Origin of the sequence: Nocardia salmonicida, from assembly GCF_036142455.1 — a bacterium.
Classification (GTDB): domain Bacteria; phylum Actinomycetota; class Actinomycetes; order Mycobacteriales; family Mycobacteriaceae; genus Nocardia; species Nocardia salmonicida.
In genome coordinates this window covers 4,782,266-4,807,354 of sequence record NZ_CP108014.1, presented here as the reverse complement: position 1 = coordinate 4,807,354, position 25,089 = coordinate 4,782,266, and the positions used below count along the sequence as shown (strand labels likewise).

Below are 25,089 nucleotides of genomic sequence, written 5' to 3'. Positions count from 1 at the left end.
GAGGGCGCCGAAGGCCGCCACGATCACGGCGGACGCCGTTGCTGAGGTGGCACGATATAGCCGGGATGGTTACGGCCACCAGGGAAGTCGATGGTGCCGGGGCGCGCGGTTCCGCGTCGCGGCGGCAGCGCCGAGCCGCCCGTGGACGGCCGCGGCGCATGCGGGTGCGGCTGCGCGGGCGTGGTCGGCGGGGTGTGCGCGTGCGGGTACGGCTGCGCGGGGGTGGTCGGCGGCGGCGCGTTCCGGTAGGGCTGCGCCGGAGTGCGGGGCCGGGGATATCCCGGTGCCTGCGGGTACGGGTCGCGGGCGCGCAGCACCACGCCCGCCGCGGTGTACTGCTGCTGGTGATGCCACGGCCCCGGCACCGCGAACAGCGCGGCCTTGGCCGCCTGGGCGAACTCGGCGCAGCTGGCGAAACGGGATTCGACCCGCTTGGCGGTGGCCCTGGCCAGCACCGAGTCCAGAGTCGCGGGTAGGTCGGGGCGCAGACTGCGCAGCGGCGGAAGGGGTTTGCTCAGGTGCGCCTGGATCACCGCGCCCGGACTCGGCCCGGGGAACGGCACCGAGCCGGTCAGCATCCAGAACAGCGTGCAGGCCAGCGAATACTGATCGGCGCGATGATCCAGCGGCGCCCCGGCCAGGTGCTCGGGTGCGGCATAGGCCAGGGTGGCGGTGATCGTGCCCGCCGAGGCCAGGGTGGTCTCGCTGTCGCGCACCGCCGCGATGCCGAAGTCGGTGAGCACCACGCGCTCCGGGCGTCCGATCGGCGGCTTGGCGAGCAGGATGTTGGCCGGTTTGACGTCGCGGTGCAGCACGCCGCTCGCGTGCGCGAAGTCCAGTGCGGTGGCGGTCTCGGCGACGATCTGGACCGCTCGGCCCGGCGTCAGCACGTTCACGTCGGCGGTCGCCACATCGGTGCCCGCCACGAACTGCATCGAGATCCAGAGCTGATCGTCATCGGTGCCGCGGTCGTAGACATTGACGATATTGGGGTGCTCGAGCTGGGCGACCAGATCGGCTTCGCGTTCGAAGCGGTGGCGGATCTCCTCGTCGGCGGACAGCTCGGTGCTGAGCAGTTTCAGCGCGGTCAGCCGAGGCAGCCGCGGGTGCCGGGCCAGGTAGACCACGCCCATGCCGCCCTGGCCGAGCACGCGCCGGATCGTGTACCCGGCGAATACGTCGCCTTTGCGTAACACGCGAAGTCACCCCCTCCAGGGCAGAGCACCCGCCCGAAATCCTACCGATGTATCTCCGGAAGCCACCGAGGTGCAACATCGGCCGAAGTTGTCGGTGCCTGATATTAGGGTGGGATCTATGCGCATTGGAGCACACGTTCGCGACGAGAGCGATCCGATCGGCTTCGGGGAGAAGCTCGGCGCCGAGGTCGTCCAGATGTTCGTGGTCGATCCGCAGAGCTGGGACAAGCCGCAGCCGCATCCGAAGGCCGCCGAGATCCTGGCCAGTCCGATCGATGTCGTGGTGCACTCGTCCTATCAGATCAATGTGGCGAGCCTGAACAACCGGCTGCGGATGCCCTCACGCAACGCGGTGGCCCAGCAGGCGAAGGCCGCGGCCGAGCTCGGGGCGTTCGGGCTGGTCGTGCACGGCGGGCATGTGCGCTCCGATGCCGAGCTCGACACCGGAATCGACAACTGGCGCAAGCTGTTCGAACGTCAGCAGGACAAGGGCGGGTTCGCCGTGCCGATCCTGATCGAGAACACCGCCGGTGGCAATCACGCGATGGCACGGCATTTCGATTCGATCGCGCGATTGTGGGACGCGGTGGGCGACTACGGCGCGGGCTTCTGTCTCGACACCTGTCACGCATGGGCTGGTGGTGAGGAATTGGTCGGCGTCGTCGAACGGATCAAAGCCATTACCGGACGGATCGACCTGGTGCACCTGAACTCCTCGCGCGACGAGTTCGATTCCGGCGCCGACCGGCACGCCAATTTCGCCGACGGCACCATCGACCCGCAACTGCTGGCCGAGGTCTGCCGCACGGCCGGTGCACCGGTCATCTTGGAAACCCCGGCCGACGGGGTCGCCGAGGACCTGGCCTATCTGCGCGAGAACCTGGGCTGAGCCCGTTCCGATCACTCCGAGATAAAACCTGTCTGCGGCGGCGTTTTCGCGGTGTGCTGAGTACACAGCAAACCGATCGAGAACGAATTGAAGGTGACCCCCATGACGGTCGACACTGCCACCGAAACCACCCTGACGGTGACCAAGCTCGGCGCCCACATCGGCGCGCAGATCGATGGTGTCCGTCTCGGCGGTGACCTGCACGCGGCGACCGTAGCGACGATCCGTCGTGCGCTCAACGAGCACAAGGTGATCTTCTTCCGCGGTCAGCAGCATCTCACCGAGGACGGCCAGTACGAATTCGCGGAGCTGCTCGGCAGCCCGACCACTCCGCACCCGACGGTGAAGTCCGCCGGTGTGAAGAGCCTGGCCATCGACTCCGAGCGGAGCCGCGCCAACTCCTGGCACACCGACGTGACGTTCGTCGACCGGGTGCCGAAGGCGTCGATCCTGCGCGCCGAGTACCTGCCCACCTACGGCGGCTCGACCACCTGGGCGTCCACGGTCGCGGCGTACAACTCGCTGCCCGCACCGCTGAAGGTGCTGGCCGAGAACCTGCGCGCGGTGCACACCAACCTCTACGACTACGCCGGGGCGGTCGACAAGGTACGGCCTTCGCAGGTCAAGTACTCGGCAGAGTTCCAGTCCGATGTGTACGAGACCGAACACCCCGTGGTGCGGGTGCACCCCGAAACCGGCGAGCGTTCGCTGCTGCTCGGCCACTTCGTGAAGCAGTTCGTCGGGATTCCGGCCCGGGAGTCGGACCAGCTGTTCCGGTTGCTCCAGGATCGGGTCATCCGCTTGGAGAACACCACCCGCTGGAACTGGTCCGAGGGCGACGTCGCGATCTGGGACAACCGCGCCACCCAGCACTACGCGATCGACGACTACAACGACCAGCCGCGCCGGCTCACCCGCATCACCCTCGCCGGTGATATCCCGGTCGGTGTCGACGGGCAGACCAGCACGGTGTTGAAGGGCAACGCCGAGGACTACTCCATCATCGAGGAAGTGGAACTCCTCGCCAGCTGAGCTTGTCCGCCTCCCCGAGACTTTGCGGGTCGTTCGGGAGCCCAACTGTTGGCAGTCGGCCTCGCGTCCTACGTGTCCACGGCTGCGAGGCGGTTGGGAAGTTACCCATGTTCGTGCGTGATCAGTGGGTTGCGCATGAATGGGCCCGTTGAAGTCGCGGGGGGAGCGGAACACCATACTGGGTACATGAGTATTCGGCCGTTGGACGGTGTTCGCGTCCTGGAACTCGGTAACTATGTTGCCGCGCCTACTGCCGGACGTATTCTGGGCGATTTCGGCGCCGAGGTGATCAAGGTGGAGCGCCCCGGTACGGGCGACGAATTGCGCAACTGGCGGTTGTACGGTGGCGATACCTCGATGTTGTATCGCACCGTCAATCGCAACAAGAAGTCGATCATGCTCGATCTGCGCACCGAGGCGGGGCGCGCGACCGTACTCGACCTGGTGAAACAGTGCGATGTGCTGCTGGAGAACTTCCGGCCGGGGATGCTCGAGAAGTGGGGGCTCGGGCCCGACGTGCTCGAGGAAACGAATCCGAAGCTGGTGATCACGCGGATCTCGGCATACGGCCAGACCGGTCCGATGGCCGCGCGGCCGGGATTCGCCGCGGTCGCGGAGGCCGTCGGTGGCCTGCGTGAGCTGGTCGGCGATCCCGATCGGCCGCCGGTGCGTACCGGGGTGTCGATCGGTGATTCGATCGCGGGCATCTACGCCGCGTTCGGGACGGTGATGGCGCTGTTCCAGCGCGAACGGGTCGCCGGTCCGGTGCCGCAGGTGGAGCGGATCATCGACGTCGCGCTCAACGAGTCGATCCTGTCGGTGATGGAATCGCTGATCCCCGACCACCTCGCCTACGGCATCAATCGTGAGCGCGTCGGCGGCCGGATGGAGGGCATCGCACCCTCGAACGCCTACCCGACCAGTGACGGTTTCTCCATCATCATCGGTGGCAACGGCGATGCCATCTTCCAGCGGTACATGCAGGTCATCGGTCGCCCCGACCTGGCCGTCGACCCGGAACTGGCCGACAACAACGGCCGCTGGCGGCACCGCGAACGCCTCGACGCCTCGATCGCGGAATGGTCGATCCGGCACACCCGCGCCGAAGCGCTGAAAATGCTCGACGAGGCCGCCATCCCGTGCGGCCCGATCTACACCGCCGCCGACATCGTGGCCGACGAGCAGTACCGCGCACGCAATATGATCCAGATGTTCCCCGTCGACGTGGGCGAGGCCGAACCCAAACAGGTGGGTTTCGGCGGCATCGTCCCGGTGATCGGGGGCGCATCGCTGCCGATCCGCAATGTCGGCCCCGACCTCGGCGAGCACACCAGAGAAGTGCTCGGCGGGCTGCTCGGGATGAGTGAAGATCAGATCGACGCGCTGGAGGCACTGTGACGAGGCGAGTACACGGCAGGCGTCGCCCGCCGGTGCGCAACAAGTGGGAGCCGCGCGGTCCGGGTCATGTGCGTCCGACGGTGCACCCCACCCCGGCCAGCGTGGGCGACAAACCGTGCGGTGGCGTGATGTGTGTGCCGGCGCAGGAACCCGAGCAGCGGCGATGACAGCACCGCTGTTGCGGGACGTGACGCTGCGCGACGGCTTGCAGCTCACCGGCAAGGTGCTGCCCGTCGAGCAGAAGGTCGACGTGGTGCGCAGGCTGCTCGCCGCTGGCGTGCCCGCACTCGAGATCGGTTCGATGGCGCGGCCCGATCTCGTCGCGCCGATGGCCAACTCGCTCGAGTTGATCGCGGCGCTGACCCCCGATGAGCTGGGGAAGTGCTGGGTGTGGGTGGCCACGCCGCGCCACGTGGAGAAGGCGGCCGCGGCCGGTGCGCGCAATTTCCAGTACTGCTTCTCGGTGTCCGACGCGCACAACAGGGCCAATATCGGCCGCGATACCGAGACCTCGGTGGCCGCGATGCCTGACGCGATCCGCCTCGCCCACGAGGCGGGCGGCGAGATCCAGCTGTGCCTGGCCACGACCTTCACCTGCCCGTTCGACGGACCCGTCGACCCGGCACGCGTCCTCGCCATCGCGAACGACCCGCGCACCGACGGCGCCGCCGACATCGTCCTCGCCGACACCCTCGGCCAAGCCCACCCCGGCGAGGTGAGCGCACTGGTCACCGCCGTCCGCGACACCACCCCGCCACGCCGCATCGTCTTCCACGGTCACGACACCTGGGGCATGGGCGTGGCCAATACCCTCGCCGCCGTCGCCGCGGGCGCCACCATGGTCGACGGCGCGTTGGGCGGCCTCGGCGGCTGCCCCTTCGCTCCCGGCGCCAGCGGCAACACCGCGACCGAAGACATCCTCTTCGCCACCCGCCCGGACTGGTTCACCCCCGCCTCGCTGGCGAGCCTGGTCGGGCTCACCGAGGAGCTGCTGGCAAATCTCGGCGAACCCAACCGCTCTCGGGCCCTGGAAGGCGCGCGTTCCAGGGCTGAGGCGTTCGAGTGGGTCGTTCACTGAGAGGTCGGTAAGACCTGCGGTATCGGGGGGATCCCGGATGGCGCGGTTCACAGTCGACGGCCAGACTGGACAGCATGACTTCGCACGCCATGGGCACCGAGGCCGTCGATGCGGCGGCCCCCACCGATATCGCGGCCGCCGCGCTCGATCTGGTCAAGCTGTACGGATCGGGAGATACACAGGTCAAGGCCCTGGACGGGGTGTCGGCTGACTTCGCGAAGGGCGAATTCACCGCGATCATGGGTCCATCGGGCTCGGGCAAGTCCACGCTGATGCACTGCCTGGCCGGACTCGACAGCGCCAGCACGGGCGAGGTACGCATCGGCGACACCGCGCTCACCGGCCTGTCCGACAAGCAGATGACGGCGCTGCGGCGCGACCGGATCGGGTTCGTCTTCCAGGCGTTCAACCTGGTTCCGACGCTCACCGCGCTGGAGAACATCACCCTGCCGCTCGATATCGCGGGTCGCAAGCCCGACCAGGAGTGGCTCGACACCGTGGTCAAGCGCCTAGGCCTCGGCGACCGCCTCGAGCATCGGCCGTCCGAGCTGTCCGGTGGCCAGCAGCAGCGCGTGGCGTGCGCGCGGGCGCTGGTGGGCAAGCCGGAGATCATCTTCGGCGACGAGCCGACCGGCAACCTGGACTCGCACTCCTCGGGCGAGGTGCTCTCGATCCTGCGGGCCTCGGTCGACGAGTTCGGCCAGACCGTCGTGATCGTCACTCACGACCCCCGTGCGGCCGCCTACTCCGACCGCGTCGTGTTCCTCGCCGACGGTCGGATCGTCGACGAGCTGCGCGACCCGACCCAGGATTCGATCCTCGACCGGATGAAGGCGCTGGAAACCCGATGAGCTCACCGATGCGCAAGGTCGCCTTGCGTAACCTCGCCGCGCACAAGGTGCGGTTGGCGTTGACCCTGCTGTCGGTGGTGCTCGGCACCGCCTTCATCTCCGGATCGTTCGTTTTCACCGACACGTTGCAGCGCACCTTCGACGGCATCTTCGAGGGCCAAGCCCAGGGTGTGGACGTGCGCGTCGGCCCCGCCGACCGCCAATCACTGGGTCTGCCGACGAATATCGTCGACGCGTTGGCCAAGACCGAGGGCGTCGCCCGGGTCGCTCCCGCCGTGAACGGCCCGGTCGTGCTGCTAGAGCCCGACGGTAAGAAGGCCGTGCAGACCGGCGGCGCACCGAGTTTCGGTCTGTCCTACCTGCCGCCGGACAAGGCGGTCGAGGAGCCCGACAAGTTCGTGGCGGGCGCCCCGCCCACCCAGACGAACGAGATCGCGCTCAATGCCGGTGGCGCCGAGAAGGCCGGGCTGAAGGTCGGCGACAAAGCCAAGGTGCTGATTCCGTCCAGGGGCGACCCCTTCGAGGTGACCCTGACCGGCATCTACGAGATGCCCGGTGCCGAGGGCGGCGGTGTGGTCGCGGTGATGTTCACCGAACCGCAGGGCCGCAAACTGTTCACCGACGGCTCACACGTCGCCTATGTCGATATCGCCGCGGCTCCCGGCGTTTCGGCCGACGACCTGCGCGACCAGCTCGCCGCCGGTCTGCCCGACTACAAGGTGCAGAACTCCGACGAGGTCCGCGAGGACATGAAGAAGGAGATCTCCGAGGCGCTCACCTTCATCAACTACTTCCTGCTCGCCTTCGGCGCGATCGCGCTGATCGTCGGCACGTTCATCATCTACAACACCTTCTCGATGATCGTGGCCCAGCGTCTGCGCGAACTCGCGTTGCTGCGCGCGATCGGGGCGAGCCGTCAGCAGGTCGGCCGGTCGGTGGTCGGTGAGGCCATCGTGATCGGGTTGATCGGTAGCCTGCTCGGGCTGGCCGCCGGTATCGGGTTGGCGTATGGGTTGTCGGCATTGCTCAACGCCTTCGATCTCGGATTGCCCACCGGTTCGCTGACGGTGCTGCCGCGTACCGCGATCGTCGCGCTGCTCGTCGGCCTGCTCGTCACCGTGGCCAGCGCCTACGCCCCCGCTCGACGGGCCGCGAAGGTACCGCCGGTGGAGGCGATGCGTTCCGAATTCGCCAGTGCCGGTGACTCTTTGCGGCTGCGGACGATTATCGGCGCGGTCATGGCCGTTGTCGGTGGCGTGCTCGTCTATGTCGGTGCGCAGGGCACCGGCAAGGGCTCGGCGGTGACCGTCGGTGTCGGCGCGCTCGGGTTGATTCTGGCGGTGCTGTTGGCGGCGCCGGCGTTGTCGCGGCCGATGGTGCTCGTGCTCGGCGTGCTCACCAGGCCGTTCGGCGCGATCGGGCAGATGGCGCGCAACAACGCCACGCGCAACCCGCGTCGCACGGCGGCCACCGCGTTCGCGCTCACGCTCGGCCTGATGCTGGTCTCGGCAATCGGCATTCTCGGCGCTTCGGCGAAGACCAGTGTCGGCGTGCTCATCGACAAGGGCGTGCGGGCCGAATACGTGCTCGCCGGTCCGCAGATGATCGGTGTACCGATCGGTGCGGTCGACGCCGTGCGCACCCAGGTGCCCGGGGTCAGCGAGGTCACCGGGATCCGGATCGTCGCGTTCGAGATCGACGGCGATCAGATCGGCGCCACCTCACCGGACGGTCCGATCGACCCGGTGATGGACATCGACGTGACCAGCGGCACGAGCACGATCCCCGCCGGTGGCGCGCTCATCGATGAGACCGAGGCGGGCGAACGCGGGTGGAAGGTCGGCGACAAGGTCGCCATCACCAGCCTCGACAAGAAGCAGATAGAGCTCACGATCGCGGGCGTCTACGCCGACTCACCGCTGCTCGGCCCCATGGTGGTCGATCCGGGCATCTACGAGCAGTTGATGCCGCAGAGTCTGCGCACCAATGTCTTCGTACTGGTCAAGGCCGCGCCGGGCGCCGATCTGACCGCGATGCGGACGAATCTGGAGAAGGCCACCGAACCGTTCGTGGTGGTGCAGGTGCAGGACCACGAACAGTTCAAGGGGGCGCAGGGCCAGCAGATCAACACCCTGCTCGCCATCCTCTACGGGCTGCTCGCGCTGGCCGTGGTGATCGCGGTGCTCGGCATCATCAACACCCTGGCGCTGTCGGTGGTGGAGCGTCGCCGGGAGATCGGCATGCTGCGCGCGGTGGGCACCCAGCGTGCGCAGGTGCGGCGCACCATCTATCTGGAGTCCATGCTGATCGCCATCTTCGGCGCGATCGTCGGGCTGGTGCTCGGCATCGCGCTCGGCGTCGGATTCCTGCGCACGCTGCGCGATATGGGCATCGACCAGATCACCATTCCCTGGTCGCAGTTGGTGATCGTGCTGGTCGCGTCCGCTGTGGTCGGCGTGCTGGCCGCGGTGTGGCCGGGTGTGCGGGCCGCGCGGACGCCGCCGTTGGCGGCGATCGCGGATCTGTAAGAGTCGCAACCACTCTCGGCCCCCGGTGGATATTCCATCGGGGGCCGAGTGCGTTCCGAGGCGATGATCTCCCCTCGAGCCGAGATCGTGTGCGTAGATGGCGGTCGGCCATAGGCAAGCGCCAGGCCACGGCCGCGTTCAGACGATGGGGTAGCGGTCGATCCAGGCCTGTGTCGGATGCCCGTGGTCGTCTTGTGGTGGGGTGAGGCCGAATTCGGTGCAGTAGTCGGTGGCGAGCCGGTCGAGCACAGGGCGAGCATCGACGGTGTGCGACCAGCGATGGGGAAGGGCGGGGCGACCGTAGCGCGCGCCGAGCAGACTGCCCGCGATCGAACCGGTGGCGTCGCTGTCGCCGGAATGGTTGACCGACAGCAGAAGTCCGGTGCCGACGATGTCGTGGGGTGTGCCGCCGAGACCTTCGGCGGCGAGGGCGGCGAAGACAGCGATCGAGAGGGCTTCGGGGCCGATCCAGCCCTGGCCGAGGGTTTCGACGTCTTCCGGTGTGGGATAGCGCCTCTCGCGTTCGATGCGCGCGGCCAGCCGGTGTGCGGCATTGAGCGCGGCCGAGGTTTCCTCGTGCTCGGGGTAGCTCGCGAGCTCGACTCGCGCGCGGGAGAGTGCGGTGGCGAGGTCGGCGCCGCGCGTGAGTTGATAGATCAGCGCGGACAGGGTGCCCGCGGGCAGCCAGCCGCTGGGATGGCCGTGGGTGAGTGCGGCAGCGTCACAACCCAGTTCGAAGACGGCGTCGGTCGCCGCACCGGAACGGTCTGCGGCGTAACCGAATCCGCAGGGGGCGGCGCGCATCACCGCGCCACTGCCCTTGGAGTGATTGATCGGCTGGTCGCGGGTGCCGAGTGGGTTGGTCGGCTCGCGCCGTTGCGCCGCGTGGCGTAGCGCGGTGTAGACCGAATTGGCCACGCCGCGTTGCTCGATCAGCTCGGGGTGGTCGCTGAGCGAGCTGTGCATCGCCGACGGTTGGTCGGGCATTTCGGCGACCTGCCCGCGTAACCACACGAGCAGGCCCTGCTGGAGCAGACCCATCGTCGCCCCGCCGATGCCCTTTGCCCTCGCCCGTACCGAGCCTCGGATCAAGGCTTCGACGGTGAACGCTGTCAACTGGGTCTCTTCGGAGATGCGCAGCGGGTCGATGTCGGTCACACCGGCGGGACCGTACTCGGCACGGATCTGTTGCAGCGAACGGGTTTCCACGGGGGCGCCGAGGGCATCGCCGATCGCGCCTCCGAGAAGACAACCGTTGAGGCGCTGCACCCACGTCGACGCGCCCATTGCTGTGCGCCCGGTGTTCCCTGCCTCGCCGTTTCCCACCGCGGAGCGCCGTTGATCTCGCGATACTGTGCCTGTCTGGGGGCGCGCTGCGCCCGAGTGACCAGTCGCACGGGGCGAGCGGCTTTCGGGCTCGGCTGAGCTGTGGCGAACAATTGTCGGGTCGTGCCGCCGGGCAGCGCCCAGCTGACTCGCCCCTTCGCGTGGTGCGGCCTCGGCGGTGGAGGTCTGCGAGCGTGCAGCGGACAGCGTCGACTCGATCGCCGATGCGGTGACCGTGGGATGGGCAGTGGTTCGCGCGGGTGCGGGGCGACGGAGTGCCTGCGCGAGGGCGGTGGCGAAGGCCGTGCAGGTGGGGAAGCGGTGGGCGGGGTCCTTGGCCATGGCCTTGGACAGGACCGCGTCCACCGCAGTGGGGAGGGTGGCGCGGCGGGTGCTGGCGGCGGGTGGCGGGGCGTTGAGGTGGCCGAGCATGACGGTGGCGGGGTTGGGTGCGTCGAAGGGGCCGGTGCCGGTGAGGAGGCGGAATACCGTGCAGGCCAGGGAGTATTGGTCGCCGCGGCCGTCGAGCGGGGCGCTGCTGAGTTGTTCGGGGGAGGCGTAGGCGATGGTGGCGGTGAACTGGCCGGTGCGGGTGAGCCCGCCGGTGTCGTCGAGGAGTTTCGCGATGCCGAAGTCGGTCAACACGACTCGTTCGTCGAAGCCCGCGCCGACACCCGCGGTTCGGGACAACAGGATGTTGGCGGGCTTCACGTCCCGGTGCAGAACGCCCTGGCGGTGGGCGTAGTCGAGGGCGCTCGCGGTCTGGGTGACGATCTGGGCGATGCGCTCGCTGCCGAACTGCTGCACCGGAACCGCCGACGCGTCGACACCGTCCACGAACTGCATCGATATCCAGAGACGTTCCTCGTCGATGCCACGGTCGTAGACGGTGATGATGTTCGGGTGATCGAGCTGGGCCACGAGGTCGGCTTCGCGTTCGAACCTGGCTCGGATCTCGAAGTCGGCGAACAGGTCACGGTGCATCAGTTTCAACGCGGTCAGCCGTGGCAGCCTGCGGTCCCTTGCCGCGTACACCGCGCCCATCCCGCCGCGTCCCAGCTCACGCTCGATGACGAAACCGGCGAACACCGCCCCGCGCCGCAACATCGCCTCACCCCGTTCACCGAACCCGATCGTTCGCAGCCTAGTTGGCTCGGACGCGATGCGCTTCTGGGTTCACGCGTTACACCGCCGGGGCGTTGGTGTCGGCCCAGCGGGTGATGTCGCCGCGGTCGAGGGCGGTGGCGAGCAGGTCGGGGAATTTGTCGGGGGTGCAGGCGAAAGCGGGGATGCCGAGGGCTGCCAGTGCTGCCGCGTTGTCGTGGTCGTAGGCGGGTGCGCCTTCGTCGGAGAGGGCGAGCAGCACCACCACCTGGACGCCCGCTTCCTTCATCGCGTTGCAGCGGCGCAGCATCTCGTTGCGCACGCCGCCTTCGTAGAGGTCGGAGATGAGCACGAACAGGCTGTCGGTGGGGCGGGTGATCAGCGTTTGCGAGTAGGCGATGGCGCGATTGATATCGGTGCCGCCGCCGAGCTGGGTGCCGAACAGAACGTCGACCGGGTCGCTCAGCTGATCGGTGAGGTCGACGATCTCGGTGTCGAAAACCACCAGCGAGGTCTTCAGCGACCGCATGGAGGCGAGGACCGCACCGAAGACCGAGGCGTAGACGACACTGGCCGCCATCGAACCGGATTGATCGATGGCCAGAACCACATCGCGCTGGATCGATTGCGACTTGCGGCCGTAACCGACGAGCCGTTCGGGCACGATGGTGCGGTGTTCGGGCAGGTAGTTGGCGAGATTCTTGCGGATCGTCCGATTGAAATCGATATCGCGCAGTTTCGGGCGATGGGTGCGGGCGGCCCGGTTGATCGCGCCCGAAACAGCGGCCACGGTCTTGGCGGCGATGCGCTGCTCGATCTCGCGCACCACCTTCTCCACGACCATTCGCGCGGTGGCCTTGGTGGTTTCGGGCATCACCCGGTTGAGGCCGAGCAGGGTGCCGACCAGGTGAACATCGGGTTCGACCGATTCCAGCAGCTCGGGCTCCAGCAGCAGCTGGGTGAGGTTGAGTCGGTCCACGGCATCGCGCTGCATCACCTCCACCACGGTCGCGGGGAAGTATGTGCGGATATCGCCGAGCCAGCGCGCAACTCGGGGCGCCGAACCGCCGAGTCCACCAGACCTTTTCGTCGACCCGCCGGCTTCCCCGGTGTTGTAGAGGGCCGACAGTGCCTGGTCCATCGCCTGATCGGCACCGGAGCTCAAGCCGCCGAGCTGTTCTTCGGCAGCGGTGCCCAGCACGAGACGCCAACGGCGCGACTGGGTTTCGTTGGGATCGGTCATCAGTGCTCCTCGTGATCGAGCGAGTGATCGGGTTGCTGTGTCGCGTGCCGCGCGTGCGGACCCGCCGGGCACGAGGCGGCCGCCCAACTGCCAGGGGCGGTCATCCGGCGGCGCCGAGGATCGCGGTGGCGGCGCGCAGTGCGAGTTGACCGCGGACCGGGTCGACCTCGGTGGTGCCCCGGGCGGTTGTCGGCGCTGATCCGGTGTCTCGCAGGGCCTGACTGATGGCTCGGCGTTCACCGGATTCGAAGGAGCCGAAGGTGCGGCGCAGCAGCGGCAGGGTGGCGACGAACTGGTCTTCGTTGAGGTCGCGCAGCCATTCGTCGATGCGGCGCAACAGCTCTCGGTCGTGGACCAGGAGCAGGCCGCGCCCGCCCAGGAAGCCGTCGACCCAGGCGGCTTTGGCGGCAGGGGTGTTGCCGATGGACAACGCGGCGGCGAGTCGACGGGCGGAGTCGGCGTCATCGATGCGTTCGGCGTCGCACAGCAGGCGTACCGCGCGACCGCCGATCGCACCGTGCACGTCGTCGCGGTCGGCGATGCGTTGCAGGGTGGCCAGCCATTCGGTGGTGGAGTGCTCGTCGTCGCGGGTGCTGATGGCGGTGTGCGCGGCGTCGATCTGGGCGCGCAGGGCCTCGGCGGCATCGGTATCGAGGCCGGTGACGGCGCCGGGCAGCCCCGCGCAGATCCGCACCAGCAGGCCGTCGGCGACGTGGGCGAGGGCCTTGGTGTCGGTGCCGCGGACATCGCCGTAGCGCAGCGTGCGGGTCAGGCCGGGCAGGGCGCCGAGCAGGTGGGTGACGTCGTGGTCGAGGGCGGCTGCCGCTTCGAGCCTGGTGATCAGCCCTTCGGTGGCGCCACCAAGGTCGGCGAGCAGGGCCGTTTCCAGTGCGTGGGCGAGGGCGGTGACGGTGACGTCGTCGCGGCTCGCGGTGTCGAGGATTTTGGTCTCGGCGGCGGTGCGCAGGGTCGTTCCCCACACGGCCGCTTCGACGATGCGGACTTCGAACTCCGGTTCCCAGCGCAGCGTCCACGTCTCACGGAAGGTGCCCGTGCTGCGAACCTCACCGGTGGTCGGAGTGCCCCAACCGATACCGAGCAGGCGCAGGCGGTGCAGCAGATGCGAACGCTCGACGTCGCGTTCCTTCCGCAGGTCGAGATCGATATTTCGGGCGAGCGCTTCCTGCTTGAGCCGCAGCGTTTTACAGCGCGCCCGCAGATCGGCGGCCAAGGGGACTGTCGGGGTGTCCTCGGGGACACCGCCGAGCGTCTCGCCGACGACGAGTTCTTCGATGACAAGACGCAGCATGGTCTCGTCGCCACCGCACATCACCGACCGCACAGCCTCGGTGACCTCCGACAAACCCGGCAGCGGCCTGCCGCGCAACGCGGCGAGTGTGTCCGCCAGCCGCACCGCCTCGATGATGTGCGCGCTCGACACCGGCAGATCGTGCGAGCGCAGCACCCCGGCGACCTTGGTCAGCCAGCGTGCCACCGGCCGCGCGGTCTCGGTGAAGAGGTGGTGGTACCAGCCCGGCGAGGTGACGCCTGCGCCGTAACCCGATCCTGCCGCCAGCCGCGAATGCGTCCATGGCACCCAGGTCAACGCGGCCTTCGTCTTCGGCAAACCCTTGAGCAGTCGCGTATCCGGTGCGGCGGGCCCGAGCGGTTCGACCAGCGCGGGCGCGTGCCAAGCGCCACACACCACCGCTAATCGTTTCGCGCCGCCCTTGAGTACCTGCCGCATCACCTGCCGCATATGCGCCTCGCGGACCAGCGTGTGATGGTCGACGATCAGTGGCGCGAGCGCGGCGTCCTGCCGATCCGTTGCTGCGGGGGACACGAATCCGGTTGCCGCCGAGGGGTTCTCCGACAGCTCCGGAGCGCCGGGTATCGACACCGGGTCGGTGCCGGTTGGCGTAGACGCGCCGAGCTGCGGCGGAGCGTCCGCTACGGGCGGCGTGATCCCTGTCGCGGAGTGCGAGGCGTCCTCACGAAGAGCGGTCATCGCTTCGGTGATGGCGTCGAAAGCCGCGCTGTCGGGAACGGATTCGACGACGGCGTCCCACCAGCGTTCGGCGTCGTCGTAGCCCGCGGCCGAGGCCAGGGCTGCCAACGGGTCGGAGCCGCCACGGGCGTCATCGTCTGCGGCGAGGACGTGCGTGGCGGGGAGGTCGCAGAAGCGGACCGGTACGGCGTGGTCGACGCCGTAGCGCATGGCCTGCCACTCGGGAGAGAACACGGCGAACGGCCAGAACGCGGCGCGGGCAGGTGAATCCGGGACGTAGGCGAGCAACGCGACCGGTGGGCTCATCGTGTCGGCGGCGACGAAACCGACGAGTGGATCCGCGTCGGCGGGACCTTCGATGAGAATGGCGTCGGGCCGGAACTCCTCGAGCGCGTGGCGCAGCGAGCGTGCCGATCCGGGCCCGTGGTGACGGATGCCGAATACCCGCGTTGTCGCCGCAGCGCTCGAATTCGTGTCGGCCATTGAACCGATACCGGCCTCCGCCTCGGTGGTGTCACGTGTCTCGGAGGTCTCGCGAAGACCGGCATGGTTCGCCGGATCGCCCGGTGTGGCGTCACCGGTGGCCGGGTCGGGCGCCTTGTTGCGTTGACTCATCGAAAACCCCATGTGTGGTGTGTGTTCCGTCCTCCCCTTCGGTCTGTTCTCAGCCGGCGATTTCGCGGCACGCGCGATAGAAGTCGGCCCAGTCGGGGCGCTCCCGGACGACGGCCTCGAGGTATTCGGTCCAGATCACGGTGTCGGCCACCGGGTCTTTGATCACCGATCCGAGCACGGCGCCCGCGATGTCGGAGGCGCGCAGGACGCCGTCGCCGAAGTGGGCGGACAGGGCGAGGCCGTTGGTGATCACCGAGATCGCCTCGGCGGTGGACAGGGTGCCCGAGGGGGATTTGAGTTTGGTGCGGCCGTCGGCGGTGATGCCGGAGCGCAGTTCACGGAAGACCCGCACCACGCGGCGGACTTCCTCGGCGGCGGCGGGCACGGTCGGCAATTCCAGTGCGGCGCCCAGCTGTTCGACGCGCCGGCTGACGATGGCGACCTCGGAATCCTCGTCGGCCGGCAGCGGCAACACCACGGTGTTGAAGCGGCGGCGCAGCGCGGAGGAAAGATCGTTCACGCCGCGGTCGCGGTCGTTGGCGGTGGCGATGACGTTGAAACCCTTGGCCGCCTGGACTTCTCCGCCGAGCTCGGGAACGGGCAGGGTCTTCTCGGACAGGATGGTGATCAGCGCGTCCTGCACATCCGAGGGAATGCGGGTGAGCTCTTCGATGCGGGCGATGGCGCCGGTGCGCATGGCGGTCATCACCGGCGACGCGACCAGAGCGGCATCGCTGGGTCCCTCGGCGAGCAGGCGGGCGTAGTTCCAGCCGTAGCGGATCGCCTCTTCCGCGGTGCCGGAGGTGCCCTGCACGAGCAGCGTCGACTCCCCGCTGATCGCGGCGGCGAGGTGTTCCGACACCCAGGTTTTGGCGGTGCCGGGTACGCCGAGCAACAGCAGCGCGCGGTCGGTGGCGAGGGTGGCGACCGCCACCTCCATCAGCCTGCGCGGGCCGACGTACTTGGGCGTGATCACGGTGCCGTCGTCCAGGGTGCCACCGAGGACGTAGGTGACCACCGCCCACGGCGACAGTTTCCAGGACGGCGGACGCACGCGGTCGTCGACGCGGCTCAGGGCGGCCAACTCGTCGGCGAAGGCCTGTTCGGCGTGGGGACGCAGCAGGGTGGTCGACGGTTCGGTGGTGGTCATCGCAGCTCCTCGAGCATGGTGGCGCGATCGGTGAGATCGTGCGCGAGTCGGTGGAATGCCTGTTGCCAGGCGGGGTCTTCGGTGGTGTCGGCGAGCGCGGTGACACGCGAGGCGAGCTCGACAGGTAGGTGGACGCTCGCCGCGGTGAGCAGCGCCCTGTCGGTGTACACGCCCGCGCTGGCATGCGGCTGACGCGCGGTGGTGCGGGCGCGCTCGCCGAACAGACGCAGCACATGGTCGGCCACGGGTTGCGGCCACGGGTGATCGAGGCCGGGCAGGATCGCGTGCAGTTCGTTGAGTTGGTGCGCGTCGAGATCGAGCACGTGCTCTATCCGGTCGGCGGCCTCGAGCAGGGTGAACAGTTCGCGACGCCGCAGCACCGCCTGCTCGGTCGGCGTCGCGTGGGCGAACAGCGCACGCGCCCACGCCGTATCGCGCTGGGCGAGCGTGGCATCGACCCAGCCGTCCACGATCGCCTTGGCATAGCGAGGCGGCAGTGCCAGGGTCAGCGCGGCAGCGGCGGTGTTCTCGCCGGTGGAGCGCACGATCGGAGCCCACGCGGTGAGTGGAGTGGCGGCGATCGCCTGGTGCAGGGTCGTGATCGTCGAATCTGGAGTGTCCCAGCGCAGTTTCGCCTGATCGGTCGCGTCGGTGATCCCGTCGCGCCGTGCCTGCGCGTCGAGCTCCGCGGGCACCGTCACTTCGACGGTGCCGTCGTTGTCCACCCGAATCCACGACGCCACCAGGGCTGCCATCCGTCGCCCGAAAGCGGCGTCCGGCAGCTTGTTCAGCAGCGTCGTCGCGGCGCGCCGGACGTCGCCGCGACGATCGTCGAGGGCCCGCTCGAGCAGTGCTTCGTCGGCCGAACTCAGCCCGTCCTCGAGCAACGCCAGCAGTTCCGCCTTGACCGGCCCCGACTCCTTCGACCACGCTGCGGTCAGCACGGTCAGCGCGGCGGCGCGATCCGCCCGGCGCGTACGCGCGAACCAGTCCTTTCGTTCGCCGGAGGTGCCGAACAACCAGACATCGTGAGCAGCAGGCGCTTCCGGCTCGGCAGTGGTGCTCGGGTCGGTGTGGGTGGCGCCCGAAAGAGATGTGGACGCGTCGACAGGGAATTCGTCGACCAGCTTCGCCCAGGCCGGGTTGCGGGCGGCGAGCCAGCGTCCACGGCGGCCTGCCAGCCGCAGCAGCGGTGCCCGCACCGTGGTGTCGGAGGCAGCGGAGAGCGCCTGGACGCACAGCACATCGGGGAGCCGGAAGTCGAAAGGTGCTGCCGAGGCGAACCATTCGGTAAGGAACGGGGACTTGTCCGCGAGTAGGCGGCTGAGACGGTCGGCGGCGGGTCGGGGAAGCAGCGGGCGTGGATCATCCACGGCGGGTTCGGGTTTCGCTGCGGTGCGGGGGAGCTGTCCACCGCGCAGGTACAGGTCTTGCAAGGCGGCGGTGTGGAGCAGCCGGGTGGCCGGTTCACCCGCGTGCTGCGGTACCGCGGTGGCGACCGCGGAGTCGAGGTGGACGCCGTCGGCACTGCGGCGGGCGGTGCCGAGCAGAGCTACTGAAACGAGTTCGGCCAGCGCGGGGGTGGGGGTCGTCTCCGTGGGGAATTCGGTTTCCAGGTCGTGCACCTCGCCCGCGCTGAGAACCGAGATCGGGTCGAAGCCGTCGGCTCGCCACTCGCCGCACACCGTCACCGGGTGTCCACCCGCGACGGCGATCAGCCGCCACGGGTGGACGCCGGCCTGCAGTGGCAGCGCGGTGCCGTCGGTAGCGACGAGCTGCCAACCGTTCTCGTCGAGTACCGGCACGACGTCGGTGAGCAGGGCGGGCCACGAGCGCAGCCACGGATCGTCGCTCAACGCGCCGGCGTAGGCGTCCAACGCGTCGTCGATCGTGGTGCCTCCGACAGCGGGCACGGTCGTGAAGGGCTCGGGTACGCCGTGGCGGGTGCCCCACTGCACGCGCAAGGATGCCGGGCCGGGGTAATAGTGCAGTTCGGCGTCCACCTCGCTGCCGGGCGCGGGCACCTCGCCGGTGAAATTCGGTGTGGCGAAGGAGTGTTCGATGAGCAGGGCCCATCGTCCGCTACCGCGACCGCGCAGCCAGGTACGACGGGTGTGGAGACGTTCTTCCTCGCTGGTCCGCATGCCGAGTACCAGCCAGCGATCCCGGACGGCCGGCTCGGTCAGGACCGCCTCGGCCGACGTCGGGTAGCCGACGTGGGTGCGAATGCCGGCTTGCAGCGGCTCGGGTAGGGCATCGATCCTGCGATGGGCCAGAACCAGCAGGTGCAGGCGGGCGTACTCGCGCAGCAGCAGTTCGGGCCAGTGCTCGGTGGTGACGACCGCGGTGGGCAACCTGCGCAGGGTCTCGGCGATCCGAGGCGCCTGGGCATCGACCATCCGGGCCGCGATCGACTCGTACGCGGCGAACGAACGGTCGGTCTGCGCCAGTCCGGTCCGGATCTGGTCGGTCAGCCAGACCTCCAGTTCGGTGAGCCCGGCGGTGACGCGGGTCCGTCGCTGTTCGACGGACGCCTGCGACGGCGTGCTCGCGGCCTTGGCCTTGGGTGGCGCGGCCGCCTTCGCGGCCCGCCCCGCCAGCCACTCGGCCGCGAAATCGGCGGGGGCATCCCGCACGGGCGCCTGGCCGCTCGACCACGTGAGCAACAACGACAGCGTGTGCTTACAGGGGAACTTGCGGCTCGGGCACGAACACTTGTACGCGGGCCCGTCCAGGTCGACGATCGCCTGATACGGCTTGGCTCCACTGCCCTGACACAGCCCCCACACCGCGTTCCCGGCGGTGCCGGTCTCACGCCAGCGACCGGCCAGCTTGCGTGCGGCAGCCAGCGAGCTCGCGTCGGGCGCCAGCGCACGGACCTGGTCCTCGGTCCACGGCGTGCGTTGCTCGGTCATCGGATTCCCCCGTTCTCTGTTCGCCGAATATCTACCGCAACCCACCGACAACAAGCGGTGCCGGTGGCGAAGCCGGTGGAAAATGCTGGCGCTGTGGCAATTTCGCGCTCCAGCTCTTGCTATGAACTGAGATGTCTCGTATTCTGATCTGTTCGGCACCGACCGGACCGCCCGCGCTGCTCGACGCAGCGTAACGCGGGTGTGAACACCTCATCGAGCTGCCCGCCGGGGTGGGCGAGGGGTGGACATCGAGGTCCCGCCGTGGCGCCGCGATGGCCATTCCACTCCCGCGGGCAGATTCGCTGAGGGCCTGCGCATCCCCTGGGCGAACTTCCGGCGATCGGGTAGCGTTTCTGTCAGAATCGCGGCGTCGTGCGCCGACGCGAAGGGGGATGTCGCCAGTGTGCTCGGATCGGATCGCCGAGGTGGTCGCGCGCGAGCTCGCCGCCGACCCGGCAGTGGAGGAACGGGTCGCCGAATGCGTGCTTGCCGCGCTCACAACTGTCGACGGTGATTCGGCCGCACAGGATTCCGGTGATACCGGGGTCTTTCTGCGGTCGATCACCGTGCAGGGCTTCCGTGGGATCGGGCCCGCGGCGACGCTGCGATTGAATCCGGGACCGGGTCTGACGCTGGTGGTCGGTCGCAACGGCAGCGGGAAGTCGAGTTTCGCCGAGGCCGCCGAATTCGCGTTGACCGGTGGAAATCGGCGCTGGGACGGACGATCGACCGCATGGCGGGAGGGTTGGCGCAACCTGCACGAACCCGATACGGCCCGGATCGATGTCGAGCTGCTCACCGCGGGCGAGGAGCCGCAGGTCTCCGTCGCCACCCTATGGGACGAGAGTGCGGAACTGGCCGACGCGCAGTGGACCGAGCGGCGCGGATCCGAACCGGCGACAGCGGTGGACCCGCTCGTACAGCGGCAACGGCTCGATCTGTACCGGCCGTTCCTGTCCTACAGCGAGCTCGGCGCGCTCGTCGACGGGAAGCCGAGCGACCTGTTCGACGCGCTGCATCGCCTGCTCGGCCTCGACGAGTTGGCCGCTGCGGCCGAACAGATCAGATTGCGCAAGCTCGAACTCGAACGCGCCGTGAAGGATTCGCGCCAGTCCCACGCCGACCTACTGGTCGAGCTCGCCGAGGCCGATGACGAACGCGCTCACGGTGTGGCCGACCTGCTGCGCACCCCGGACCCCGATCTCGACGCGGTGGCGGGCGCGGTGGCCGACTCGGTCCTCGGCATCGACGGGCCGGAGGGTTTGCGCGCGATCCTGCGGCTGACATTGCCCGATACCGTGCAGGTCGCCGCCACGGCGGATCGGCTCGCCGAAGCGGCCCGGAACGTGGCGCGCCACGCGACCGTCGACTCCGATGCCGATCTGCGAGTTCTCGCCTTGCTCACGCGGGCACGCGAACACGTCACCGCGTCGGGTTCGTGCCCCTGCCCGGTCTGCGGACGCGACGAACTCGACGCCGACTGGATCACCGCCGCGGATTCCGAAATCGCTTACCGGACCGAGGAACTCGCCGCTCTGCAGGCGGCCACGGCGGAGTTCGACGCCGCTCTCGTGGCGGCCCGCAACCTGCTGGCAGAGCGGCCGGTCGAGCTCGGCTCGGCAACCGCAGGCCGCTCGAATCCGGTGCGGACCTTCGAACCAACACCAGGCCGAGCGAATCACCCTGCGGGGCCATCTCATTCGTACGTTGCCTCGGACTCGTTGCGTAATCGGCGCGAAATCGTAGGGCAGCTCTGGTCGGAATGGGCCGAGCTCGCCACCGCCGACGAGGATCAGCTCCCGGATCGGCTGCGCGCCATCCACGCCGAGCTCACCGTGGAACTCCGTGCACTGCAACGCGATACGCAGACCGAGCTGGATCGTCTGGACACTGTGTGGTCGCCGCTGGTCCCACGCATTCTCGCCTGGCTCGACCCCGCCCGCGCCGTCGCCGACCACGCGAGTGAACTGCGGGTCGTGAAGAAGGCGGCCGACTGGCTCAAGTCGGCGACGGCGACGATCCGTGAGGAGCGGATGCGGCCGCTGGAGACCACGGCGCGCTGGGTGTGGAGCACCCTGCGCCAGCAGAGCAATGTGGAGCTGGGCGCGATTCGGTTGCAGGGCAGCGCGGGGACGGCGCGGCGGGTGCTGCTCGATGTCACCGTCGACGAAGTGGACGGCGCGGCGCTCGGGGTGATGAGCCAGGGGGAACTGCACGCGCTCGGACTGTCGCTGTTCCTGCCGCGAGCCACGGTGGAGCACAGCCCTTTCCGGTTCGTGATGATCGACGACCCGGTGCAGGCGATGGATCCGGCGAAGGTCGACGGGCTGGCCAGGGTGCTCGCCGAGGTGGCGGGGACGCGGCAGGTGGTGGTGTTCACCCATGACGAGCGGCTCGCCGAGGCGGTGCGCCGCATGCAGCTCGACGCGACCGTGCTCGAAGTCCAGCGTCGCGAGCGTTCGATCGTCGAGGTCAGGGTGACCGGCGACCCGGTCCGCCGCTACCTCGACGACGCCCGATCCCTGCTTCGCACGCCGCAGCTGCCCGCCGCCATCGCCGACGAACTCGTCGCGACCTGTTGCCGTTCGGCGATCGAGGCGGCCGGGCTGGCGAAGGCCCGCCAGGAACTGCTGGCGAGCGGTCTCGAACACGGCGAGGTGGAGCGGCGCGTGCGCAACGCGCACACCACCCGCGCCATGATCACCCTCGCCATCATGGGTGTCGGCGCTCGCGTGGACGACCTGAACAAGCACCTGAGCGCGGTCGGCGGACGCTGGCTCGTCGGCGTCCTCCGCGATGCCACCGCGGGAGCGCATGTGCCGATCGAGCGGCCGATGCGTGAATTGATCACCGACACCGAACGATTCATCACCTGGCTGCGAGCCCACGAGCCGAACACGGTGCGAACGTGAGCGGCTCGGCCGGACCGCCGCGTGGCCTCGCCGGTGCGGTGCGGTCGTCGTGAATCGCCGTGGCAGGCCGGCTCGCGCGAAGTTCACCCCGAGGCCGTCGGTGGCGCAGCGGCTGGAAGCGGCCGAGAATCTGCTGGACGGGTCGGTCTCGGATGCCGGCGGGGTGTGGTCGCGGGCGGTGGCGTGGATTCTGCGGTTGGCGCTCGAGCAGGCGGTGGATCAGCTGTGGGCGCAGGTGGCGCCGGAGTTGATGCGGTGCCCGATGCGGGCTCAGTTGCTCGCGCTGCGGGTGTACGCGGGGCCCGAGACCGCTGGTCAGGTCGGTGCGCTGTGGGCGGCGCTGTCGCGGGCGGCGCATCATCTCGACTACGAGATGGCGCCGAGCGTCACCGATCTCCGGCGTTGGCGGGATCAGACCGCTGAGCTGGCGCGAGCGTTGGAGCTCGCGCCCCTTGCCCACCAGCCGTTCGGGTGATCGGCGAAGGGTAGTCATGGTGGACCTGGGGTGCGCGGGGTGGCCGCCGGGTCCGGCAGGATGTGCGGCATGGGTGAAGTGAAACCGTGTCCGTGCCGCCGTGGCGAGCCGTTCGATGCCTGCTGCGGACCGATCCTGGCCGGCAAGCCCGCGCCGACCGCGGAAACGCTGATGCGCTCGCGCTACACCGCCTACGTCGTGGGCGATGTGGACTATCTGCTGCGCTCCTGGCATCCCAGCACCCGCCCGGCCGACCTCGAACTCGACGCGGACCAGCGCTGGCTGTTCCTCGAGATCGTCGGCACTCAGCGCGGCGGCCCGTTCGACGACAACGGCACCGTCGAATTCATCGCCCACTACAAGCTCGACGGCACGCGCGACGCGATGCACGAGCTGAGCACCTTCGTCCGGGTCGACGGCGCGTGGGTCTATCTCGACGGCACGTTTCAGGCCTGAACCAGGGATACTGCTGTCGTGCCCCGCATCGCGATCGAGTACTGCACCCAATGCCGCTGGCTGCTGCGAGCGAGCTGGATGGCGCAGGAACTGCTCACCACGTTCGCCACCGAGCTCGGCGAGGTGGCGCTGGTTCCCGGCCAGGGCGGCATCTTCCGCATCACCCTCGACGGCGAACAGCTCTGGGAACGCAAGGCCGACGGCGGCTTTCCTGACATCGCCGTCCTCAAACAGCGGGTCCGCGACCGGATCGCCCCCGAGCGCGACCTCGGCCACTCCGACCGCCGCGACTGACGTCCGAGCGGCGGACGCGCATTCCGGTCGACGAGGTCAGCAGCAGCCGCCACCACCGCAGCAACCGCCGCCTGCCGGACGGGGCGCGGGCGCCGGGGTCGGCGCCGACCCACGGCCCACCGCAGCGAAGGTGGTGAGCAGTTTGACGGTGTCGTCGTGGCCCGCGGGGCACGCGGCGGGGTCCGAGGACTGGGCCATCGGCCGGTTGACGTCGAACGTGTCGCCGCAGGAACGACACCGGAAGCTGTAGTTCGGCATCGGCCAAGTGTAAGGGCCGAGGCTTGTGATCACGGTGCGCCGAAGACTTCGCCCCGGCCCCCGCACTCCGTACCGTGAGCGAACGGCGGTGATGGCGAGGTGGCGCATGGCGAACAGTAGCGCGGGGGCGGTATTGCGGGCGGTGCTCGACCTCGGGTCGGCACCGCGCAGCGTGGTGGCCAGGCACGCCGGGGTTTCACCGGCCACGGTCACCTGGCAGAGCCGGGCGCTGGTCGAGGCGGGACTGCTCGTCGAGCTGCCGGAGTCACCCGGGCCGGGCGGCGTGGGCAGGCCGCACAGTCCGATCGCGTTGGACGCCACGGGCAATGTGGTGATCGCGGTGCATATCGCGGCGGTGCAGATCACCGTCGCGGTGGTCGACATCGCCGGTTCGGTGCTGCACAGCGAGCAGGTGCCCCATCGCACCCATGCCCCCTACGACATCCTCGACACCGTGCTCGAGCGAGTGCGCGCGGTCGGGGCGAACCTGGCAGACCACGTGCGGATCCGCGGGCTCGGGGTGGCGATCGGCGGTCGCGTCGACACCGCCACCGGTTCGGTCGTCGAACACTCCTATCTGCGCTGGCGTGATGTACCGGTGCGCGAATACCTCAGCGCCCGAACAGGTTTACCCGTCAGCGTGGACAGTCATACCCGCGCGACGGTGCACGCCGAACAGCTCTACGGCCGTTTGCGCGGCTCGGCGAGCTCGATCGTGCTGTTCGTCGGCAATGTCATCGACGCCGCCATCGCCGTGCACGGTCGCGTCCACTGCGGGCCGCATTTCGGGGCGGGCTCGATCGCTCGATTACTCGGCACGACCAACAGATTCGCCCTCGACGCACTCGGCGACCACGCGTTGCTGGCGCGGGCCGAGACTGTCCGCCGGTTCGACAGCTTCCCCGAGTTGGTGGCGGCGGCAGCGGCGGGCGGCCCGGAACGCGAGTACTTCATCGAGCGTGCCACGGTGATGGGTGAGGTCGCCGCGGCGCTGATCGATCTGATCGACCCGGAAGCCCTGGTGCTGATCGACCGTGGCCTGAGCACGGTGCCCGGCGTCCGGGAAGCCTACGACGAGGCGGTGCGCGCCCACTCGATGATCGGCGCCGACCCGACCGAGGTGATCTTCGCGTCGACGTTCCCCGGTCAGGTGCTGGTGATGGCGGCCGCCGGGGTGGTCTTGCAGGAAGTGTTCAGTGATCCACTGAGCACGGTTGTCGCGCAGGCAGTTTGATTCGTGGTTATTTTAAGGCAGTCGAATATTGACCGGAAGCGGCGTCGCACGCGACAGTTGACACTATGAACAAAATGCAGTCCGGCGTCGCCCGGGTTACGTCGGATGTGCTGTGTTGTCGCGGTTC

18 protein-coding genes are annotated in these 25,089 nt (G+C 68.9%); 11 read left to right on the top strand and 7 right to left on the bottom strand.

The genetic code is table 11. The annotated features are described in order from the left end of the window. Window positions 1-23: 23 nt before the first annotated feature. On the bottom strand, window positions 24-1,196 hold the full coding sequence (locus OHS03_RS22575; RefSeq protein WP_328656830.1) for a serine/threonine-protein kinase: 1,173 nt from the start codon (window positions 1,194-1,196) through the stop codon (window positions 24-26). 118 nt (window positions 1,197-1,314) lie between these two features. On the opposite strand from OHS03_RS22575, the gene OHS03_RS22570 reads away from it, so the two are divergent. The 6 genes from OHS03_RS22570 (at window position 1,315) to OHS03_RS22545 (ending at window position 8,972) form a co-directional block, all read left to right on the top strand. Further along, window positions 1,315-2,085 carry a deoxyribonuclease IV gene (locus OHS03_RS22570; protein WP_328656828.1) on the top strand — a complete coding sequence of 257 codons (771 nt, stop codon included), beginning with the start codon at window positions 1,315-1,317 and terminating at the stop codon, window positions 2,083-2,085. Between the two features lie 102 nt (window positions 2,086-2,187). Beyond that, the gene (locus tag OHS03_RS22565) at window positions 2,188-3,117 is read left to right on the top strand and encodes a TauD/TfdA dioxygenase family protein (protein WP_328656826.1); all 930 of its coding nucleotides are present in this window, start codon (window positions 2,188-2,190) and stop codon (window positions 3,115-3,117) included. A 186-nt stretch (window positions 3,118-3,303) separates the two neighbouring features. Further along, complete coding sequence (locus OHS03_RS22560) at window positions 3,304-4,515, top strand: CaiB/BaiF CoA transferase family protein (RefSeq protein ID WP_328656825.1); 1,212 nt, start codon at window positions 3,304-3,306, stop codon at window positions 4,513-4,515. Between the two features lie 163 nt (window positions 4,516-4,678). Continuing rightward, window positions 4,679-5,593, top strand: coding sequence for a hydroxymethylglutaryl-CoA lyase-like TIM-barrel protein (locus OHS03_RS22555; RefSeq protein ID WP_328656823.1), 915 nt, complete (start codon window positions 4,679-4,681; stop codon window positions 5,591-5,593). A gap of 74 nt (window positions 5,594-5,667) precedes the next feature. Further along, window positions 5,668-6,444, top strand: coding sequence for an ABC transporter ATP-binding protein (locus OHS03_RS22550; RefSeq protein WP_056813168.1), 777 nt, complete (start codon window positions 5,668-5,670; stop codon window positions 6,442-6,444). 8 nt (window positions 6,445-6,452) lie between these two features. Next, window positions 6,453-8,972, top strand: coding sequence for an ABC transporter permease (locus OHS03_RS22545; RefSeq protein ID WP_407942521.1), 2,520 nt, complete (start codon window positions 6,453-6,455; stop codon window positions 8,970-8,972). Between the two features lie 138 nt (window positions 8,973-9,110). Here OHS03_RS22545 and OHS03_RS22540 read toward each other — a convergent pair whose 3' ends face one another. From OHS03_RS22540 to OHS03_RS22520, 5 genes are all read right to left on the bottom strand, one after another. After that, window positions 9,111-11,405, bottom strand: a complete 2,295-nt coding sequence (locus tag OHS03_RS22540; protein ID WP_328656819.1) for an ADP-ribosylglycohydrolase family protein — start codon at window positions 11,403-11,405, stop codon at window positions 9,111-9,113. 76 nt (window positions 11,406-11,481) lie between these two features. After that, window positions 11,482-12,645 carry a VWA domain-containing protein gene (locus OHS03_RS22535; protein ID WP_328656817.1) on the bottom strand — a complete coding sequence of 388 codons (1,164 nt, stop codon included), beginning with the start codon at window positions 12,643-12,645 and terminating at the stop codon, window positions 11,482-11,484. Window positions 12,646-12,745: 100 nt separating this feature from the next. Further along, window positions 12,746-15,136: a DUF5682 family protein gene (locus OHS03_RS22530; protein ID WP_328664360.1), complete on the bottom strand. Its 2,391-nt coding sequence runs from the start codon at window positions 15,134-15,136 to the stop codon at window positions 12,746-12,748. A gap of 181 nt (window positions 15,137-15,317) precedes the next feature. Next, window positions 15,318-16,418 carry an ATP-binding protein gene (locus tag OHS03_RS22525; protein ID WP_056813159.1) on the bottom strand — a complete coding sequence of 367 codons (1,101 nt, stop codon included), beginning with the start codon at window positions 16,416-16,418 and terminating at the stop codon, window positions 15,318-15,320. Next, window positions 16,415-19,333, bottom strand: coding sequence for an SWIM zinc finger family protein (locus tag OHS03_RS22520; protein ID WP_328656814.1), 2,919 nt, complete (start codon window positions 19,331-19,333; stop codon window positions 16,415-16,417). Before OHS03_RS22520 ends, OHS03_RS22525 begins: the two co-directional genes overlap by 4 nt. A gap of 392 nt (window positions 19,334-19,725) precedes the next feature. Here OHS03_RS22520 and OHS03_RS22515 point away from each other — a divergent pair, with 392 nt between their 5' ends. From OHS03_RS22515 to OHS03_RS22500, 4 genes are read left to right on the top strand one after another with little or no spacing between them, the layout of a single operon-like run. Further along, on the top strand, window positions 19,726-22,245 hold the full coding sequence (locus OHS03_RS22515) for an AAA family ATPase (protein WP_407942403.1): 2,520 nt from the start codon (window positions 19,726-19,728) through the stop codon (window positions 22,243-22,245). Window positions 22,246-22,294: 49 nt separating this feature from the next. After that, window positions 22,295-22,720 carry a hypothetical protein gene (locus OHS03_RS22510; protein WP_056813152.1) on the top strand — a complete coding sequence of 142 codons (426 nt, stop codon included), beginning with the start codon at window positions 22,295-22,297 and terminating at the stop codon, window positions 22,718-22,720. Window positions 22,721-22,780: 60 nt separating this feature from the next. Further along, window positions 22,781-23,176: a YchJ family protein gene (locus OHS03_RS22505; RefSeq protein ID WP_082844108.1), complete on the top strand. Its 396-nt coding sequence runs from the start codon at window positions 22,781-22,783 to the stop codon at window positions 23,174-23,176. Between the two features lie 18 nt (window positions 23,177-23,194). Next, window positions 23,195-23,470: an Rdx family protein gene (locus OHS03_RS22500; RefSeq protein ID WP_056813149.1), complete on the top strand. Its 276-nt coding sequence runs from the start codon at window positions 23,195-23,197 to the stop codon at window positions 23,468-23,470. 36 nt (window positions 23,471-23,506) lie between these two features. On the opposite strand, the gene OHS03_RS22495 is transcribed toward OHS03_RS22500, so the two are convergent. Beyond that, window positions 23,507-23,728, bottom strand: coding sequence for an FmdB family zinc ribbon protein (locus OHS03_RS22495; RefSeq protein WP_194826450.1), 222 nt, complete (start codon window positions 23,726-23,728; stop codon window positions 23,507-23,509). A gap of 106 nt (window positions 23,729-23,834) precedes the next feature. Here OHS03_RS22495 and OHS03_RS22490 point away from each other — a divergent pair, with 106 nt between their 5' ends. Further along, a complete protein-coding gene (locus OHS03_RS22490) occupies window positions 23,835-24,962 on the top strand; it encodes an ROK family protein (protein ID WP_328656810.1) in 1,128 nt (375 codons plus the stop codon). Window positions 24,963-25,089: the final 127 nt, after the last annotated feature.

What these genes read in the sequence shown, in the direction of transcription:
- OHS03_RS22550 (WP_056813168.1), top strand. Translation starts at nt 5,668, where the DNA reads ATGACTTCGCACGCCATGGGCACCGAGGCCGTCGATGCGGCGGCCCCC.
- OHS03_RS22520 (WP_328656814.1), bottom strand. Translation starts at nt 19,333, where the DNA reads ATGACCGAGCAACGCACGCCGTGGACCGAGGACCAGGTCCGTGCGCTG.
- OHS03_RS22545 (WP_407942521.1), top strand. Translation starts at nt 6,453, where the DNA reads ATGCGCAAGGTCGCCTTGCGTAACCTCGCCGCGCACAAGGTGCGGTTG.
- OHS03_RS22515 (WP_407942403.1), top strand. Translation starts at nt 19,726, where the DNA reads ATGTCGCCAGTGTGCTCGGATCGGATCGCCGAGGTGGTCGCGCGCGAG.
- OHS03_RS22560 (WP_328656825.1), top strand. Translation starts at nt 3,304, where the DNA reads ATGAGTATTCGGCCGTTGGACGGTGTTCGCGTCCTGGAACTCGGTAAC.
- OHS03_RS22495 (WP_194826450.1), bottom strand. Translation starts at nt 23,728, where the DNA reads ATGCCGAACTACAGCTTCCGGTGTCGTTCCTGCGGCGACACGTTCGAC.
- OHS03_RS22525 (WP_056813159.1), bottom strand. Translation starts at nt 16,418, where the DNA reads ATGACCACCACCGAACCGTCGACCACCCTGCTGCGTCCCCACGCCGAA.
- OHS03_RS22540 (WP_328656819.1), bottom strand. Translation starts at nt 11,405, where the DNA reads ATGTTGCGGCGCGGGGCGGTGTTCGCCGGTTTCGTCATCGAGCGTGAG.
- OHS03_RS22535 (WP_328656817.1), bottom strand. Translation starts at nt 12,645, where the DNA reads ATGACCGATCCCAACGAAACCCAGTCGCGCCGTTGGCGTCTCGTGCTG.
- OHS03_RS22570 (WP_328656828.1), top strand. Translation starts at nt 1,315, where the DNA reads ATGCGCATTGGAGCACACGTTCGCGACGAGAGCGATCCGATCGGCTTC.
- OHS03_RS22530 (WP_328664360.1), bottom strand. Translation starts at nt 15,136, where the DNA reads ATGGCCGACACGAATTCGAGCGCTGCGGCGACAACGCGGGTATTCGGC.
- OHS03_RS22555 (WP_328656823.1), top strand. Translation starts at nt 4,679, where the DNA reads ATGACAGCACCGCTGTTGCGGGACGTGACGCTGCGCGACGGCTTGCAG.
- OHS03_RS22490 (WP_328656810.1), top strand. Translation starts at nt 23,835, where the DNA reads ATGGCGAACAGTAGCGCGGGGGCGGTATTGCGGGCGGTGCTCGACCTC.
- OHS03_RS22505 (WP_082844108.1), top strand. Translation starts at nt 22,781, where the DNA reads ATGTGCGGCATGGGTGAAGTGAAACCGTGTCCGTGCCGCCGTGGCGAG.
- OHS03_RS22565 (WP_328656826.1), top strand. Translation starts at nt 2,188, where the DNA reads ATGACGGTCGACACTGCCACCGAAACCACCCTGACGGTGACCAAGCTC.